The organism is Rhodanobacter sp. GW835-FHT13D09, from assembly GCF_058793995.1.
This window is the reverse complement of sequence record NZ_JBXAGL010000002.1, coordinates 302173-317060: the sequence shown is the minus strand read 5'-3', so window position 1 is coordinate 317060 and position 14888 is coordinate 302173. Positions and strand designations below refer to the sequence as shown.

Below are 14888 nucleotides of genomic sequence, written 5' to 3'. Positions count from 1 at the left end.
GTCACCGCCTCGACAACCAGCACGCGTTCAGTGATAGGCCGGTGGCCATGGGTTCGACCAGGCCTTTGGCGCGTAGCGGTCGCGCAGCAGGGTCTGCCGCGTGACGAGCGACGCGGGTTCGCCCCTGACCAGGACCAGGCTGGGCGCGCTGGTCGGCTCGAGCGGGTCGCCATCCCAGATGACCAGGTCCGCGTCGAGTCCACGGGCCATGCTGCCGTAGTGATCGGCAATGCCGAAGACGCGCGCGGGATTGACCGTGAGCGCCTTCAGCGCGGCCTGCCAGGGCAGGCCGTTGGCTACCGCGATGCCGGCCGCCTCGCGCACGGCGACGCCCGCGTTGTGGCTGAGGTAGATCGTATTGCCCGACACGTTGAATGCGATCACCACGCCGGCGCGCTGCAGGATCGCCGCGCTGTCGGCACGCGAACCCAGTTCGTCGAAGGTCCACGGCAGATCGGCTTCCGGATCGATCACCACCGCCACCCGGTGTTTCGCCAGCAGGTCGGCGCAACGCCACGCCTCGGCGCCGCCGAGGACGACCAGCGGGATATCGTAGTCAACCGCCACGCTCACCGCCTGGCGGATATCCGACTCACGCGACACCTGCATCACCAGCGGCGTCCGCGCGGCGAGCATCGCATGCAACGCGGCGACATTCAGACGGCTCTGCAACCTGTCGCGCGGGTCGGCATCGCCCGACTTCGACGGGTACGCCTTCGCCTCGTCGAACGCAGTGCGCAGCAACTGCCACTGCGCGCTGCGCGAGCCACCCGCACGCTTGGAGACATCGCCGCCAATGCGGGCGTACATCGCCGCTTTCGCGCGATCGAGAATGTCGCCACCCGGCACGATGCGCAGCACCGCGCCCATGCCAATGAACACCGGGTCGCCCGCACTGCCGGGGCTGGTCACCGCCCGCGTCAGCCCATCAGCCACCACGTTGGGCAGCAGGGTGGATTCGGGATTCAAGCCGTATTGAACATCGAACGCCGCGCCCAGCGGGCCGTCGGCCACGCTGTAGTCACGGGTTTCCTGCAGCGAGGAGACTTCGGTCAGACCCAGGTGGGTGTTTGCATTCATCAGGCCGGGGGTAACGATTTTTCCGACCGCATCGATCACGCGCGCGCCCACCGGTGGCGCCGCGCCGGCCGTGACCGATTCGTAGCGACCGTCGCGGATCACGATGGTGGCGTGGTCGATGCGGCCCTGCGCGCCAGCGGCATCGGTCATCGGCCAGGCCTGTGCGTTCACGATCGCCAGGGTTTCGCCATGCACGGCGGCGGCGCCAAGCAGGCAAAACAGAGCGATCGCGCTGCGCGGGTGACGACATTGCATGCGCTTACGGGCCATCGGCACGCTCCACGGCGGGGCCGACCATGCTGGGCTGGCCAACCTCGAAATCGGTGGCTGGCCGACGTTCGGCATCCGCGCGGTCGTAGATCAGTGCACCATCGATGAAAACCTGCTCGGCACGGCTGTAGACGCTGAAGGGATCGCCCGACCAGATCACCACGTCGGCATTCTTGCCCGGCTCGAGCGAACCGACCTGTGTCTCCAGACCCAGTACCCGGGCGCTGTTGAGCGTCACCCACTGGATCGCATGCGCGGCCGTGAGCTGCAGCCCCGCACGCTGGCCCGCCGCCATGGCCTTGGCCGCCTCGAGATTCAGGCGCTGGCCCAGCCAGGGCGAATCCGAATGCAGCGCCACGCAGGCACCAGCCGCATCGACAAACGCCGCGTTCGCGCGAATGCCGTCCAGAGCCTCCATCTTGTAACCCCACCAGTCCGACCAGACCACGGCGCAGGTGCGGTTTTTCACGAACAGGGCGGGAATCTTGTATGCCTCGACGGCATGATGAAACGCCGTGATGTGGAAGCCGGCTTCCCGCGCGGTATCGAACAAGGTCGCCATGTCGTCGGCACGGTAGCAGTGCCAGTGCACGCGAATGCTGCCGTCCAGCACGCCGGCGAGCGTGTCGAGTTTCAGATCCTGATCGGGCTTTTTGGGCTGCTTGCCGGATTCGTAATCGAGCCACTTCTGACGATAGGCCGCCGCCTCGATCCAGGCCGCACGCGTTCCCGCCACGTTACCCATGCGGCTGGACGGGAAACTGCCCTTGCTGCCGAAACTGTATTTTGGATTCTCGCCGCAGGCCATTTTCAGCCCGTACGGCGCACCGGGAAATTTCATCGCCTGGACGGTCGTCGCCGGCACGTTTTTCAACACCACGGTACGGCCGCCGAACAGGCTGCTGGAACCGGGCAGGATCTGCAGGGTGGTGACGCCGGCGGCGAGCGCATGGGCGAACGAGGGGTCCTGCACCGCAATCGAATGCTCGGCCCATACATTCGCCACATTTGGTGAGGTCGACTCACTCACGTCCGATGCCTCGGCATCAAGGCTGGTATACGGCGCGGGGAAATCGCCGTCGTGCGAATGCACGTCGATGATGCCTGGCGTAACCCAGCGGCCGCTCGCGTCGATGGTGCGGGTGCCGGCCGGGGCGGTCGGCGTTGCCGTGTCGATCCCGACAACCTTGCCGCCACGCAGCAGCACGCTGGCCCTGTCGAAGCGGTGACCGGCACCGTCGAGGATGGTGGCGTTGACGATCAACGTGTCCTGCCGCGGCAGCGGCCGATAAGTACTCGGATACGAATCGAGTTTCCAGGGCAACGGTGCCCTGGTGCTGCCTGCTCCGCGGGCGGGCGATGCGCCGACCGCCATCGAGAATGTCAGCCCGAAACCGACCATGCCCGCACAGGCCAGTCCCGCGATGAACCGCCATGAGCCCAGGCGATTCATCGGGGCGACGCCGATCATGATGTTTCCCGCAGCGGAGTCGGTACGTTCAGAACCTGCGTGTAACCGATGCATTGATGGCACGGCGCAATCCATAGAAACACTGGGCATCGCTCGCGCATCGTGACAGGTACTCCTTGTCGAACATGTTGGAGAGGTTGAGCTGCATCACCCAGTTGCCCACGTTGTAGTGAACCGTGGCATCCCACAGTACGACCGAAGGTGCCTTGAACGCGTTTGCCGGATCACCATAGCTCGATCCCACATAACGTGCGCCCAGGCTCGCACCCAAACCCGCCAACGAGCCCGTCTGCTGGGTGAAGTCGACCAGCGCCGAGGCCATCTGCCGCGGTGTCTGCACCAGCTGCTTGCCCAGGTTCGCACCATTGCTGCGGGTGACTTCCGAATCCATGTAAGTGTAAGCGGCGTTGAAGCTCCAGCGGTCGTTGAAGCGCGCCACGCCCTCGAGCTCGAGTCCCTTCACCCGCACTTCGCCGGCCTGCACGCTGAAGAACGCATGGCTGGGGTCCGGATCCGCCGTCAGCACGTTCTTCTGGGTCAGATCGTAGGCGGCCAACGTCAACAGCACATTGGTGCCGGCCGGCAGCGAGCCCGGCTGGAACTTGACGCCGACTTCCGTCTGCTCGCCCCGGGTCGGCACGAATGCCTTGCCCGAAAAATCGGCGCCCGGCGTGGGTTGGAACGAAGTGGCGTAGGAAACGTACGGCGCAAATCCGCTGTCGAACAGGTAATTCAGGCCGGCGCGGTAGGTGAACTTGTTGTCGGTGGATCGCTTGCCAGCGTTGCTGGACTTGACGTTGTCCCGGCGGCCGCCGAGGGTGAGTACCCAGCGATCGAGCTTGATCTGATCCTGCGCGTACAGGCCCGTCTGCTTCTGCACCTCTTGCAGATAGGGAAACAGCGAGGTCGGCGTGGTGATCGGCATGCCATACACCGGTTTGAACAAATCGATCGGCGGCGCAAGACCGAAACCGAATTCAGCGTTGTCGGTGTAACGGCGGTAATCGACACCGACCAGAAGCTTCTGCTTCACCGCGCCACTGTCGAAGGCCCCCTCGACGCGCGAATCGACATTGAACGACTTGACCTTCTCGTTGAACGGAAAATTGTAGCGATTGACCGTGCGGTAATCATCCGGAACGCCATCGAAATCCGCATCGGCGAGGCCGGCGCCGTAAACCTGCAGGATCTTGACGTCGCTGGAGAAGTATTTGAGGTTCTGCGTGAAGCGCCAGGTGTCGTTGAACTTGTGGCTGAACTCGTAGCCGACACCGTACTGGTCGCGCTTGAAGTGGTTGTACTTGGTGTCGCCCAGATTGCGGCTGGTGGACACCTTGCCAAGCGGGTTGAAGCGCGCGACACCGTAGATCGGCAGGAAGCCGCCGCCGTCGCCGTAGACATCGTCGTGCTGGAAATAACTGAGCAAGGTGAGGTTGGTGTCCGGCGAGGCGACCCAGGTGAATGCCGGCGCCACATAATAGCGATTGGTGTCCACGCCGTCGGTCTGCGTGCCGCGATCGAAGTACAGCGCCGTCAGCCGCCCCAGGAAATGGCCATCCTTGTCGAGCGGCCCGGTGACGTCGACCGCCACTTGCGCGTTGGCGTAACTGCCGTACTGCAACTGCGCTTCGCCGCTGAATTGCGCTTCGGGGCGACGGCTGGTCAGGTTCACGATGCCGCCGGGAGGCGCCAGGCCATACAGCGTCGATGAGGGCCCCTTCAGCACCTCGACGCTCTGGAAGCCGTACAGGTCGACACCGACGTTGCTCACCGAGCCGACCGGGGCCTGCAGGCCGTCGATGTACTGGATGGGATAGAAGCCGCGCATGGTCAGCCAGTCATACCGCGGATCGGGGCCGTAGTTCTCGCCGATGACACCGGCCGTGTAGCGCACCACCTGGCTCAGGTTCTGCCAGTCGAGCAGGTCGATCTGGTCGCGCGGGATCACCGTGACCGCCTGCGGCGTCTCGATCAGCGGTATCGCCAGCTTGGCGGCGTCGTTGGTTTCGCGCGGCACGTAATTCGGGGCGGACACCACGATGTCCGGCAAGTTGACCGCGCTTTTCTTGCTGTTGTCCTGCTGGCTGTTGTCGGCCTGCCCCGTACCGGCTGCCGCCACCATACCGGCGTAGGCGAACAACGCACCCAGCACGCTGGCACACAGGAAGCGACGCTTGCCCAACTTGTTTGCGAGCCAAGATGCACTGGTAACCATGATTTCCCCTCCCCTGACAACAATCTGCACAGCATGTGCTGTCGGATCAACCACGTCCCGCTCCATCCACCGGACGCGACCTTGTCTCACTCGAGGCGATGCAATTCGCCCTCAGCTAGATCAATACGGATCCAGTGTGCCCAGCCTCCGGCTGTAATGCATTCGTCACGGGGTCTCAAATCATCGCATTAAGGCCACCGGCGGCCGCCATCCCATTTCCCCGCGGGCGCCGCTCAAACGGACGGCCGAAGACACGTGCGCAACCATGCCGCACTGTCGTCAAGGGCGCGCCCCGCCACCTTCGCGACGGCAACCGCCTCGATGAAACTGTGGGTCGCGCCAGCGTATTCACGCTCGACGGCGGCAACGCCCGCCTCACGCAAACGTGCGGCAAACGCCGCACCCTGCTCGGCCAACACATCGCATTGCGCGGTGACCTGGAACGTCGGCGGCAGGCCCTCGAGGCGCGCACGCAGCGGCGAAGCCAGCGGGTCGAGCACATCGGCAGGCTCGGCCAGATAGTTTCGCCAGAATTCGGCCATCTCGCTGGCGGAAAGCAGATTTCCCTCGGCGCCGTAGCCGCTTGTCGACCATGTCGACAACTCGCTGGTAAAGCAGCCGTAGATCAGCAGCATCCCTTGCAGCAGCTGTGCGGCACCCGAGTCCCGCAGCAGCAGGGAGGTACCCACCGCAAGGTTCGCGCCCGCCGAGTCGCCGCCAATGGCCAGCTTCCCCGGGTCCACGCCCAGGCCGGCGCCATTGACGTGGAGCCAGCGCACCACGCTCTCGACCTGGCGCAGGGCCAGCGGAAATTTCGCCTCCGGCGACAACGCATAATCGACCCCCGCCACCACGACGCCGGCACGCGCGGCCAACTCGCGCATCACTCGGTCGTGCGTGTCGATACTGAACAGCGTCCAGCCACCGCCATGCAGGTAAACCAGTGCGGGCTGCAACCCGCTCCGGACGGTAGGCCGATAAAGACGCACGCGCACCACATCGTGTGCGGTCGGCACCTGGATTTCCTCGGTCTCCGCCATTGATGGGCCGCCACTGCGCCAGGGCGCGCGCACCACCTCGGCGATACGTCGCGCTTCCTCGATGGAGAGCCCGTCCGCGGCGGGGAAACGCGCCTGCGCTTGCTTCAGCGCATTCACGAAATACTGGATCTGCGGATCAATTGCAGCAAGTTGCATCTGCGTGGCTGCGGCCGCGGCGGCAGCCCCCGGCGCAGGCTTCAACAAGCCACTGCTCTTCGCTTCATCCGTCATGCGGACCGAACTCCTGCGTGTGTCATCGACCGCTCCTTCCCCTGCTGATATCAATTCGTTGGTTGCCGGTGGCAATTGCACGACTTTCGGTTCTGTGCCTAGAATCGAGTCACTGTCATCGTGTCCGCGGGCGCGCATGCGCGCTGTCGTGAGGGGACCGTTCATCGTCTAGCGTGGGCCACATGGGTCGCAGCAAGAAAGGTATCGATTACCAACTCGTAGCTCGTCCGATCGCCGTATTGATAGACGACTACCCGCCGGGCTTCTTCGACCCCGCGCACAGCCACCTTCGCGCCCAATTGGTCTACGCGACCAGCGGCATCACCATCCTCAGCACTGCCGATGCGAGCTACGTGGCTCCGCCCCAACGTGCCATCTGGGTTCCGGCAGGCGTGAGGCATGAGGTGCGCTGCCGCGGGCGCGTGCAGATCCGCACCTTGTACATCGCCAGCGACGCAACGCCGGACCTGCCGACCACGTGCCAGGTGATCGAGATTTCCAACCTGCTGCGCGAACTGATCATCGAGGCAGGCAACCTGCCCATCGAGTACGAACTCGAAGGCCGCGACCAGCGCATCATGTTGCTGATCCTCGACGAGATACGCCGCGCCCCGCGCATTCCCCTCAGCGTGCCGATGCCGGCAAACGAACGATTGGCGCGCATCTGCAAGGCGATCCTCGCCGACTCCGCCCAACACGATGCACTGAATGACTGGGCCAACGCCGCGGCCATGGGCCGGCGCACGTTCACCCGCACCTTCCGACGCGAGACCGGCATGAGTTTCGCCACCTGGCGACAAAACGTGCGCCTGATGGATGCGCTCTCGCGCCTGGCAACGGGCAGGTCGGTCACCGCCACCGCACTCGACGTCGGCTACAGCAGCCCCAGTGCATTTACCGCCCTGTTCCGTCGCACCTTCGGCGTGCCCCCCACGCATTACCTGATGGATGCGCCGTCCATCCCGCCGGAAGGCGCAGGCGACGGTTCGGCGAGCCCGCCCTGATCCGCGCAGATTGGCCCGGCTACGACAGCGATAGACCCCTCGGCAAATGCTTGTCTCCACGTTAGGGGCGAGATTGGTCGACAGGTTCACGCGTCGTTTCGGTAGGAGTCCCTGCATGCGGTCGATGCTGCGCGCCATCCACAAATATCTCGGTCTGGCGTTCCTCCTGCTGTGGGTCCTGCAGGCAGCCAGCGGGGCGGTGCTGGTGTTCCATGGCGAACTCGACGACGCGCTACTGAGCGGTCCGTCACAGCCGCTCGTCGCATCGTCGTTCGGTACCGCGGTGACCAAGCTGTCTGCCGCGCGCCCGCAATCGAAACTGACTTACATCATGGCCAGCGAAGGATCGCGCCACCGCTTCGACCTGCTGTTCACCGACTCGGCCGAACGCACACAGACGGTACGCGTCGACGGCGCCGGCAGCGTGCTGCGCGAGCGCCCGCGCGATTACGACTACCCCGCACCCGGCCTGTTCCAGATGGCGCTGGATTTCCACGAAACCCTGTTCGCCGGCGATCGCGGCGCCTGGCTCCTGGGCCTGAGCGGAGCGTTGCTGCTTTCCAACCTGCTGGTTGGCGTGGTACTCGCCTGGCGCACGCGCGGCCAGACGTGGCGGCGTGTGCTGTTGCCTGGCATGGCCGGCAAGTTCGCCACCAAGATCTATCAATGGCATCGCGCACTCGGTTTGCTGCTGGTGCTGCCGGCGATGCTGCTGGTCGCGCTGGGCGTGCTGCAGGAATGGCCGACCGACCGCTGGCTGGGCGTCGACCCGCCAACGCCCACCTCGCAAAACAGGGTGCAAACGCAGCTTGCGCCGCTGGGCAAGGTGCTCGATGCCGCCCTCGCCCGCTACCCGGGCGCGGCCCTCTCGCTGGTCACCATGCCGGCCGCCGACCAGCCGTGGTATCGGATCCGCCTGCTCCAGTCCGGCGAACTCGCGCGCGTGTACGGCGCAACGACGGTGTTCGTCGATGCCCACGACGGCACCGTGCTGCTCGACCGTAACGCCTTCCAGCTGCCGTTGAACGAGAAAGTCTACAACGCGATCTATCCGCTTCACACCGGCGAGTTCGCCGGGCCGGTGGGTCGCACGGTCGTGCTCATCATCGGTCTCTGGCTCATCGTGATGGCCCCGCTCGGCGCAAGCTTGTGGTGGACACGGCGCGCCCGGTCACGACTCAACTTATCCCAAGCAAAACAAAAGGCAGCGTGATGACCATTTCGAAATTCGCGGCACGCGATGACACCCAGATCACCCGGTTGATCACCGACAACCAGCTCGCCTGGATCATCTCACGCGACAACCCGAACACCGCCACACCATTGCCGCTGCGACCGGAACGCGTCGAGAACGGCCGCCTGGTGAGCTTGATCGGTCACTACGCGCGATCCAACCCACAGGTTGCACAACTGCAAAACGAGCCGCACGCCACGCTGCTGTTCATGGGGCCGAATGGTTACGTGTCGCCATCGTGGTTTGCCGATCGTACCCAAGCGCCCACCTGGAACTACGCCTGCGCCAACTTCGATGCCCGCATTGAATTTCTCGACAACCATGACGACCTCGACCGCATCGTCCGCGACCTCGTCGACGCAATGGAAGCCAACCGCGAGAATCGCTGGCGCATCGAGGAAATGCACGCACGCTACGAGCAACTGCTGCTGCGGATCATCCCGTTCCGCGCCCATGTGCTCGACATCCACGCCAAATTCAAACTGGGCCAGGACGAACGCGACGACGTGTATCCCGAGATCATTCACGGTCTCTCAGCCAGCGGCAATAAAGCCCTCATCGAACTGATGAACGAAGCCAACCCGGGCCGCGCGACGCAGAACACGCCCGCATGAGCGCCTCGCGCATCTTCGCCCGCAAGTCCGCCGAGGCGGTACTTGCAGAGACGCAAAACAACGGTTTGCGAAAAGTACTGACGCCCATGAGCCTGGTGTTGCTTGGCATCGGCTGCATCGTCGGCGCCGGCATTTACGTGATGATCGGACCGGCCGCTGCGTTCTACGCCGGCCCGGGCGTCATGCTGTCGTTCCTGATCGCCGGCAGCGGCTGTGCGCTCACCGGATTGTGCTACGCGGAACTCGCCTCCGCGCTGCCCGCGGCCGGATCCTCCTACACCTATTGCTACACCGCGATGGGCGAAGTCTACGCGTGGGTCCTGGGCTGGCTGCTGATGCTCGAATACGGCCTGGCCGGCTCCGCGCTGGCGGTGGGGTTTTCCGGTTATCTCTCCAGCGTGCTCACCAGTTTCGGCCTGCACCTTTCCACCGCGATATCGACCTCGCTGCTGCAGGTCACGATTGTCGACGGACACGCCACCTTCGCCATCGGCGGCGGCCTCAACCTGATCGCCGCGCTGGCGCTGGCACCCGTCGCTGCCGTGCTGGTGGTCGGCGTATCCAAATCCTCCCTGGTCAACACGATTCTCGTCGCCATCAAACTGTCCGTCCTTGCGGCCTTTGTCGCGGTCGGCGCGGGCGCCGTAGACGTGACCAACTGGGTTCCACTGATCCCGCCGAACGAAGGCGGTTTCACCTACGGCTGGGAAGGCGTGATGCGGGCGTCTTCAATACTGTTCTTCGCCTACCTCGGTTTTGAAACCGTGTCCACCGCGGCTGGCGAAGCAAAGAATCCGCAGCGCGCGATGCCGATCGGAATCCTCGGCGCACTCGCCGCCAGCACGGCCATCTACATCCTCGTCGCCGCCGTGCTCACCGGCATCGTGCCATTCCGCGAACTCGGCTTACCCGATCCGCTGGCGATCGCCGTCGACCGGATGGGCAAGCCGGGCTTTGCACTGTTGATAAAAATCGGGGCACTGACCGGGCTGGCTTCGGTCTTGCTGGTGAACGGTTTCGGCCACTCGCGCATCTGCTTCGCGATGGCCAGCGATGGCCTGCTGCCCCCGGTCTTCGGTCGGCTGCATGCGCGCTACCGCACTCCCTGGATTGGCTGCATCCTGGTCTGCTCGATCTCGGCCCTGCTCGCCGCGGTCTTCCCTATCTCGGTGTTGGGCGACCTGGTGAGCATCGGCACGGCGCTCGCGTTCGTGGTCGTCTGCCTGAGCCTGATGTGGCTGCGTACGGCACGCCCCGACCTGCCGCGCCCGTTCCGCGTCCCGCTGGGCGGCTTCAGGATCGGCAAGGTGTGGATCGGCTACGTGCCGGTCGCAGCCATCATCATGTGCCTGACGATGGTGCTGCCGGTCGCGCTCGACATCATCAATCAGGCACGCCGCGGCGAGATCATCCCGGCCATCATCCTCGGCGGCTATGCCGTGCTTGGCGCGGCCATCTACATCGGCTACGGCCTGCGCCATTCCAACATCGGCAAGGGGCAGCCATGACGGCGGATCTTGCCGGTATCCGTGCGTCCGGCACGGTCTGGGAACGGTCGACCGCTGCCACCAGACACCGCAGCTTGCTCAATGCCAATGCAGGTTTCACAGCTCGAGAAAAATCGCCAGCCAAGCGGCTCCGGACAAGCTTGCACGCCCCTTCGGGCCCGTGCCGCTATCACCCCCGCGGATGATGCTGCGCATGCAGCCGCTTCAAGCCTTCCTTCGCCACCAGCGTGTAGATCTGGGTGGTGCTGAGCGAGCTGTGACCGAGCAGCATCTGCAGGGCGCGCAGGTCGGCGCCGTGGTTGAGCAGGTGGGTGGCGAACGAATGGCGCAGCACGTGCGGCGAGATGCGTTTCGGGTTGATGCCGACTTTCAGCGCGTAGCGTTTGACCAGGGTCCAGAACATCTGCCGGGTCATGCCTTCGCCGCGCTGGCTGAGGAACAGTGCCGCCGGCTGGCGGCCTTTCGCCAATGCCGGCCGCGCGTCGGCCAGGTAGGCGTTGATGCGCGCCAGCGCTTCCTCACCGACCGGCACCAGCCGGTCCTTGCCGCCCTTGCCGGTGACCCGCAGCACGCCCTGGCGCGGGTTCAACGCGGCCAGCGGCAATTCCACCAGTTCGGACACACGCAGGCCGGAGGCGTACATCAGCTCCAGCATGGCGCGATCGCGCAGGCCCAGCGTGGTGGTGGCATCGGGTGCGGTCAGCAGGCTCTCGATCTCGCGCTCGGCCAGCGCCTTGGGCAGGCTGCGCGGCAACTGCGGACGCTCGATCAGCAGGGTCGGGTCGGCGAAGCCCGGCTCGCTGCGGGCGAGGAACGCGTAGTAGCGGCGGAACGCCGACTGCCGCCGCGCGATCGAGCGCACCGCCGCCGGCTGCGTGCCGTGGTACGCGGAGATGTCCTCGCGCCGCGCGGTGTGCAGGGTGCGCCCGCGCGCCGCGAGCCAGCCGGCCAGCGCCTCCAGGTCGCGGCGATAGGCCTCCAGCGTGCGGTCGGCCAGGCCATCCTCCGACCAGATCCGCTCCACGAACGCGCTGATGCCCAGCCGGTCGGCTTCGGCGATACTGGCGCGGTTTTCTTCCTTCCTCATGCGCACGATGCTGGCCATTGCGCGCGCACTACGCAAGCAACCGAGCCACGATGCCCGCCAACCCCGCCACCACCGACATGCCCTGCCCGCCGTGGCGGCGCCTGCTGGCCCTGGTCTACGACCTGCTGATCGTGCTGGCGATCGTGATGGTGGTGGGCCTGCTGTGCCAGCTCGCCACCGGCGGCAACCTGATCCGCACCGGCGCGCGGGCGGTCGTGCCGCTCTGGTACCAGATGCTGCAGGGCGCAGTGGTGGCGGCGTACTTCATCAGCTCGTGGCGGCGCGGGGGGCAGACGCTGGGCATGCGGCCGTGGCGCATCCGGGTGACCCGCGACGACGGCGGCACGCCGACGCTGCAGCAGGCACTGATCCGCGTGCTGGTGGCGGCCGCACCGCTGGTGCTGTTGCTGCTCGCGCCGGTAGCCGGGCTGCGCGCGACGCTGTGGACGCTGCTGGCGGTGTGGGCCGGCTGGTTCGCCGTGGCCTTGTTCGACTCGCGCCGGCGCGCGCTGCACGACATCGCCGCCGGCACTGAAATTCGCCTGCTGGGCTGAGCTTCACACTCCGCTCAGCGCATCCACGCTTCAATTCGCCGATGCCCGCACCGCGCCCTGCCGAAAGCCGCAGCAACGCCGAACTGATCCGCGCCAACCGCGGCTTCTACGAATCGCTGTGGTCCGAGGCGCAACTGATCGGACCGGAGCGCTTCAACACCTGGCCGCTGCTGCGCGAGCTGGCCGACGCCGCGCCGCGCCGGCTGGAGGTGGCGCCGGGCCTGCGCCCACGGCTGCCGTTGCACGGCACCTGCTTCGTCGATCTGAGCCATGCCGCGCTGCGTCGCCTGCAGGCGAGCGGCGCCGATGCGGTACACGGCATGATCGGCGCCCTGCCATACGGCGACGACAGCTTCGACCTGGTCTGCGCGCTCGACATCCTCGAACACGTCGCCGACGACGATGGCGCCCTGGCCGAACTGGCGCGCGTGGCGGCACCGGGTGCCAACGTGCTGCTGTCGGTGCCGCTGCACCCGGCGGCATGGACCGCGTTCGACGATTTCGTCGGCCACTGCCGCCGCTACGAACCGGAGCGGATCGTGGCGTTGCTCGCGCGGCACGGTTTCACCATCGAACGCAGCGCGGTGTACGGCATGCAGCCGAAGTCCTCGCGGCTGCTCGACCTCGGCCAGTGGTATCTGACCCATCGGCGCGAGCGCGCGATGTGGTGGTACAATCGGGTGTTCATGCCGCTGGGCCTGCACTTCCAGAAACCCTTGCAGTGGCGCGCCGGGCTCGGCGATACCGCGGAGGTCGACGAGCTGCTGCTGCGCTGCAGCTACCAGCCGGTTTCAGCGGCAAGTCACTGATCAGGTTGGCAAGCCGCGATTGTGGCATCGCAACACACGGCGGGAAAACGGCGCTAAGATGCCTCCTTTCGCCTGCGGCCAGCCCACTCCGATGCTCTATCAGATCCACGAATGGCAACGTGCGTTCCTCGGCCCACTGAGCCATTTCGCGCAAGCCGGCGCGCGCATGCTCAACGACGCCAGCAGCCCGTTCGCGCAGATGCCCGGCGCCCAGCGGATGGCCGCCGGCTACGAGCTGGTCCATCGCCTCGGCAAGGACTACGAGAAACCCGCCTTCGGCATCCACACCGCCACCGCGCACGAGCACGAGATCGCGGTGATCGAGCGGGTCGCGCTGGACAAGCCGTTCTGCCAGCTGAAACGCTTCAAGCGCTTCAGCGACGACCCTGGCACCATCGAGAAGATGAAGAACGACCCGGTGGTGCTGGTGGTGGCGCCGCTGTCCGGCCATCACGCCACCTTGCTGCGCGACACCGTGCGCACGCTGCTGCGCGACCACAAGGTGTACATCACCGACTGGGTCGACGCGCGCATGGTGCCGGCCGCGGCCGGTCCGTTCGGGCTGGACGACTACATCGCCTGCGTCGAGGAATTCATCCGCCACATCGGCGCATCCACCCTGCACGTGATCTCGGTATGCCAGCCGACCGTGCCGGTGCTGGCGGCGGTGTCGCTGATGGCCGTGCGCGGCGAAGCCACCCCGCGCAGCATGACCATGATGGGCGGCCCGATCGACCCGCGCCGCAACCCCACCAGCGTCAACAACCTGGCCACCACCCAGCCGCTGTCCTGGTTCAGGGGCAACGTGATCCACACGGTGCCGCCGAACTATCCCGGCCGCGGCCGCGAGGTCTATCCGGGCTTCCTGCAGCATGCCGGCTTCATCGCGATGAACCCAGGGCGCCACCTCAACTCGCACTGGGATTTCTACCAGGATCTGGTGCGCGGCGACCTCGACGACGCCGAATCGCACCGCAAGTTCTACGACGAGTACAACGCCGTGCTCGACATGCCGGCCGAGTTCTACCTCGACACGATCGACAAGGTGTTCCAGCAGTTCCTGCTGCCGCGCGGCCTGTGGGACGTGGCCGGCGAACGGGTGAACCCCGCCGCCATCGAACGCACCGCCCTGCTCACCATCGAGGGCGAGCTGGACGACATCTCCGGCCTCGGCCAGACCGAAGCCGCGCATGAGCTGTGCAGCAGCATTCCGACCACGCGTCGCGCGCACAAGGTGATCGAAGGCGCCGGCCACTACGGTATCTTCAGCGGCCGCCGCTGGCGCGAAACCGTCTACCCGCAGGTGCGCGACTTCATCCGCAGATTCGACGAAAGCGCGAAGTAGTCGCGGCGTCTCGTAGCTTTAGAAGCGAAGAGCTTTCGTGCGCCTTCGGCGCCCGAGTCACTTTCTCTTTGCGTGCTCAAAGAGAAAGTAACCAAAGAGAAAGAGCACCCCGCTTGGCGCTTGCCGGGCATCCTGCCCGGCAAGTCCGTGAGTCGGGGCCGGGCTTTTCGAGCGGGCATCCTGCCCGCGCGAAAAGGCGTTGCCATCCTTGGCAACGCCCGCTGCGCGGCCTGTCGTCCCCGACTCACCGCCGCGCAAGGGGCCCCGGGTAAAGCAGCGGGCCCTCGTGGCCCGCACTCGGTGGTAAAGCTGGGAGCGAAAGCCAGAGCCAGGGCGAAGCCTCGCTCTGGCTGTTGATTTGGCTCTTCTGAAAAGTGCGCGCAGGATGCGCGCCGCTCTACCGGGGTCCCCTCTGCAGCGGCGGGC

General features: G+C 65.8%; 12 protein-coding genes. 7 read left to right on the top strand and 5 right to left on the bottom strand.

Translation table 11 applies throughout. The features are described from left to right. Positions 1-27: 27 nt before the first annotated feature. From AC1Q5A_RS04240 to AC1Q5A_RS04225, 4 genes are all read right to left on the bottom strand, one after another. Positions 28-1350, bottom strand: a complete 1323-nt coding sequence (locus AC1Q5A_RS04240) for an amidohydrolase family protein (protein WP_492698628.1) — start codon at positions 1348-1350, stop codon at positions 28-30. Continuing rightward, positions 1340-2725 carry an amidohydrolase gene (locus AC1Q5A_RS04235; RefSeq protein WP_492699056.1) on the bottom strand — a complete coding sequence of 462 codons (1386 nt, stop codon included), beginning with the start codon at positions 2723-2725 and terminating at the stop codon, positions 1340-1342. The genes AC1Q5A_RS04240 and AC1Q5A_RS04235 overlap by 11 nt, the downstream gene beginning before the upstream one ends. Positions 2726-2849: 124 nt before the next feature. Next, complete coding sequence (locus AC1Q5A_RS04230; RefSeq protein WP_492698627.1) at positions 2850-5003, bottom strand: TonB-dependent siderophore receptor; 2154 nt, start codon at positions 5001-5003, stop codon at positions 2850-2852. Between the two features lie 266 nt (positions 5004-5269). Further along, a complete protein-coding gene (locus AC1Q5A_RS04225) occupies positions 5270-6307 on the bottom strand; it encodes an alpha/beta hydrolase fold domain-containing protein (RefSeq protein ID WP_492698626.1) in 1038 nt (345 codons plus the stop codon). Positions 6308-6489: 182 nt separating this feature from the next. Here AC1Q5A_RS04225 and AC1Q5A_RS04220 point away from each other — a divergent pair, with 182 nt between their 5' ends. From AC1Q5A_RS04220 to AC1Q5A_RS04205, 4 genes are all read left to right on the top strand, one after another. After that, positions 6490-7311 carry an AraC family transcriptional regulator gene (locus tag AC1Q5A_RS04220; protein ID WP_492698625.1) on the top strand — a complete coding sequence of 274 codons (822 nt, stop codon included), beginning with the start codon at positions 6490-6492 and terminating at the stop codon, positions 7309-7311. 115 nt (positions 7312-7426) lie between these two features. Continuing rightward, positions 7427-8524, top strand: a complete 1098-nt coding sequence (locus tag AC1Q5A_RS04215; RefSeq protein ID WP_492698624.1) for a PepSY-associated TM helix domain-containing protein — start codon at positions 7427-7429, stop codon at positions 8522-8524. Next, on the top strand, positions 8524-9159 hold the full coding sequence (locus tag AC1Q5A_RS04210) for an FMN-binding negative transcriptional regulator (RefSeq protein ID WP_492698623.1): 636 nt from the start codon (positions 8524-8526) through the stop codon (positions 9157-9159). Before AC1Q5A_RS04215 ends, AC1Q5A_RS04210 begins: the two co-directional genes overlap by 1 nt. After that, complete coding sequence (locus AC1Q5A_RS04205; protein WP_492698621.1) at positions 9156-10667, top strand: APC family permease; 1512 nt, start codon at positions 9156-9158, stop codon at positions 10665-10667. The genes AC1Q5A_RS04210 and AC1Q5A_RS04205 overlap by 4 nt, the downstream gene beginning before the upstream one ends. A 169-nt stretch (positions 10668-10836) precedes the next feature. Here the strand turns inward: AC1Q5A_RS04205 and xerD are convergent, their stop codons facing one another. Then, a complete protein-coding gene (gene xerD, locus AC1Q5A_RS04200; RefSeq protein WP_492698619.1) occupies positions 10837-11754 on the bottom strand; it encodes a site-specific tyrosine recombinase XerD in 918 nt (305 codons plus the stop codon). A 50-nt stretch (positions 11755-11804) separates the two neighbouring features. On the opposite strand from xerD, the gene AC1Q5A_RS04195 reads away from it, so the two are divergent. From AC1Q5A_RS04195 to AC1Q5A_RS04185, 3 genes are all read left to right on the top strand, one after another. Continuing rightward, the gene (locus tag AC1Q5A_RS04195; protein ID WP_492698617.1) at positions 11805-12308 is read left to right on the top strand and encodes an RDD family protein; all 504 of its coding nucleotides are present in this window, start codon (positions 11805-11807) and stop codon (positions 12306-12308) included. Between the two features lie 41 nt (positions 12309-12349). Continuing rightward, positions 12350-13117 (top strand): class I SAM-dependent methyltransferase, encoded by a 768-nt coding sequence (locus AC1Q5A_RS04190; protein ID WP_492698615.1) that lies wholly within the window; start codon positions 12350-12352, stop codon positions 13115-13117. Between the two features lie 91 nt (positions 13118-13208). Next, positions 13209-14462, top strand: coding sequence for a polyhydroxyalkanoate depolymerase (locus tag AC1Q5A_RS04185; RefSeq protein ID WP_492699054.1), 1254 nt, complete (start codon positions 13209-13211; stop codon positions 14460-14462). Positions 14463-14888: the final 426 nt, after the last annotated feature.

Coding starts and splice junctions, on each gene's coding strand:
- AC1Q5A_RS04195 (WP_492698617.1), top strand. CDS start 11,805: ATGCCCGCCAACCCCGCCACCACCGACATGCCCTGCCCGCCGTGGCGG.
- AC1Q5A_RS04220 (WP_492698625.1), top strand. CDS start 6,490: ATGGGTCGCAGCAAGAAAGGTATCGATTACCAACTCGTAGCTCGTCCG.
- xerD (WP_492698619.1), bottom strand. CDS start 11,754: ATGAGGAAGGAAGAAAACCGCGCCAGTATCGCCGAAGCCGACCGGCTG.
- AC1Q5A_RS04215 (WP_492698624.1), top strand. CDS start 7,427: ATGCGGTCGATGCTGCGCGCCATCCACAAATATCTCGGTCTGGCGTTC.
- AC1Q5A_RS04235 (WP_492699056.1), bottom strand. CDS start 2,725: ATGGCGGTCGGCGCATCGCCCGCCCGCGGAGCAGGCAGCACCAGGGCA.
- AC1Q5A_RS04240 (WP_492698628.1), bottom strand. CDS start 1,350: ATGGCCCGTAAGCGCATGCAATGTCGTCACCCGCGCAGCGCGATCGCT.
- AC1Q5A_RS04225 (WP_492698626.1), bottom strand. CDS start 6,307: ATGACGGATGAAGCGAAGAGCAGTGGCTTGTTGAAGCCTGCGCCGGGG.
- AC1Q5A_RS04210 (WP_492698623.1), top strand. CDS start 8,524: ATGACCATTTCGAAATTCGCGGCACGCGATGACACCCAGATCACCCGG.
- AC1Q5A_RS04205 (WP_492698621.1), top strand. CDS start 9,156: ATGAGCGCCTCGCGCATCTTCGCCCGCAAGTCCGCCGAGGCGGTACTT.
- AC1Q5A_RS04190 (WP_492698615.1), top strand. CDS start 12,350: ATGCCCGCACCGCGCCCTGCCGAAAGCCGCAGCAACGCCGAACTGATC.
- AC1Q5A_RS04185 (WP_492699054.1), top strand. CDS start 13,209: ATGCTCTATCAGATCCACGAATGGCAACGTGCGTTCCTCGGCCCACTG.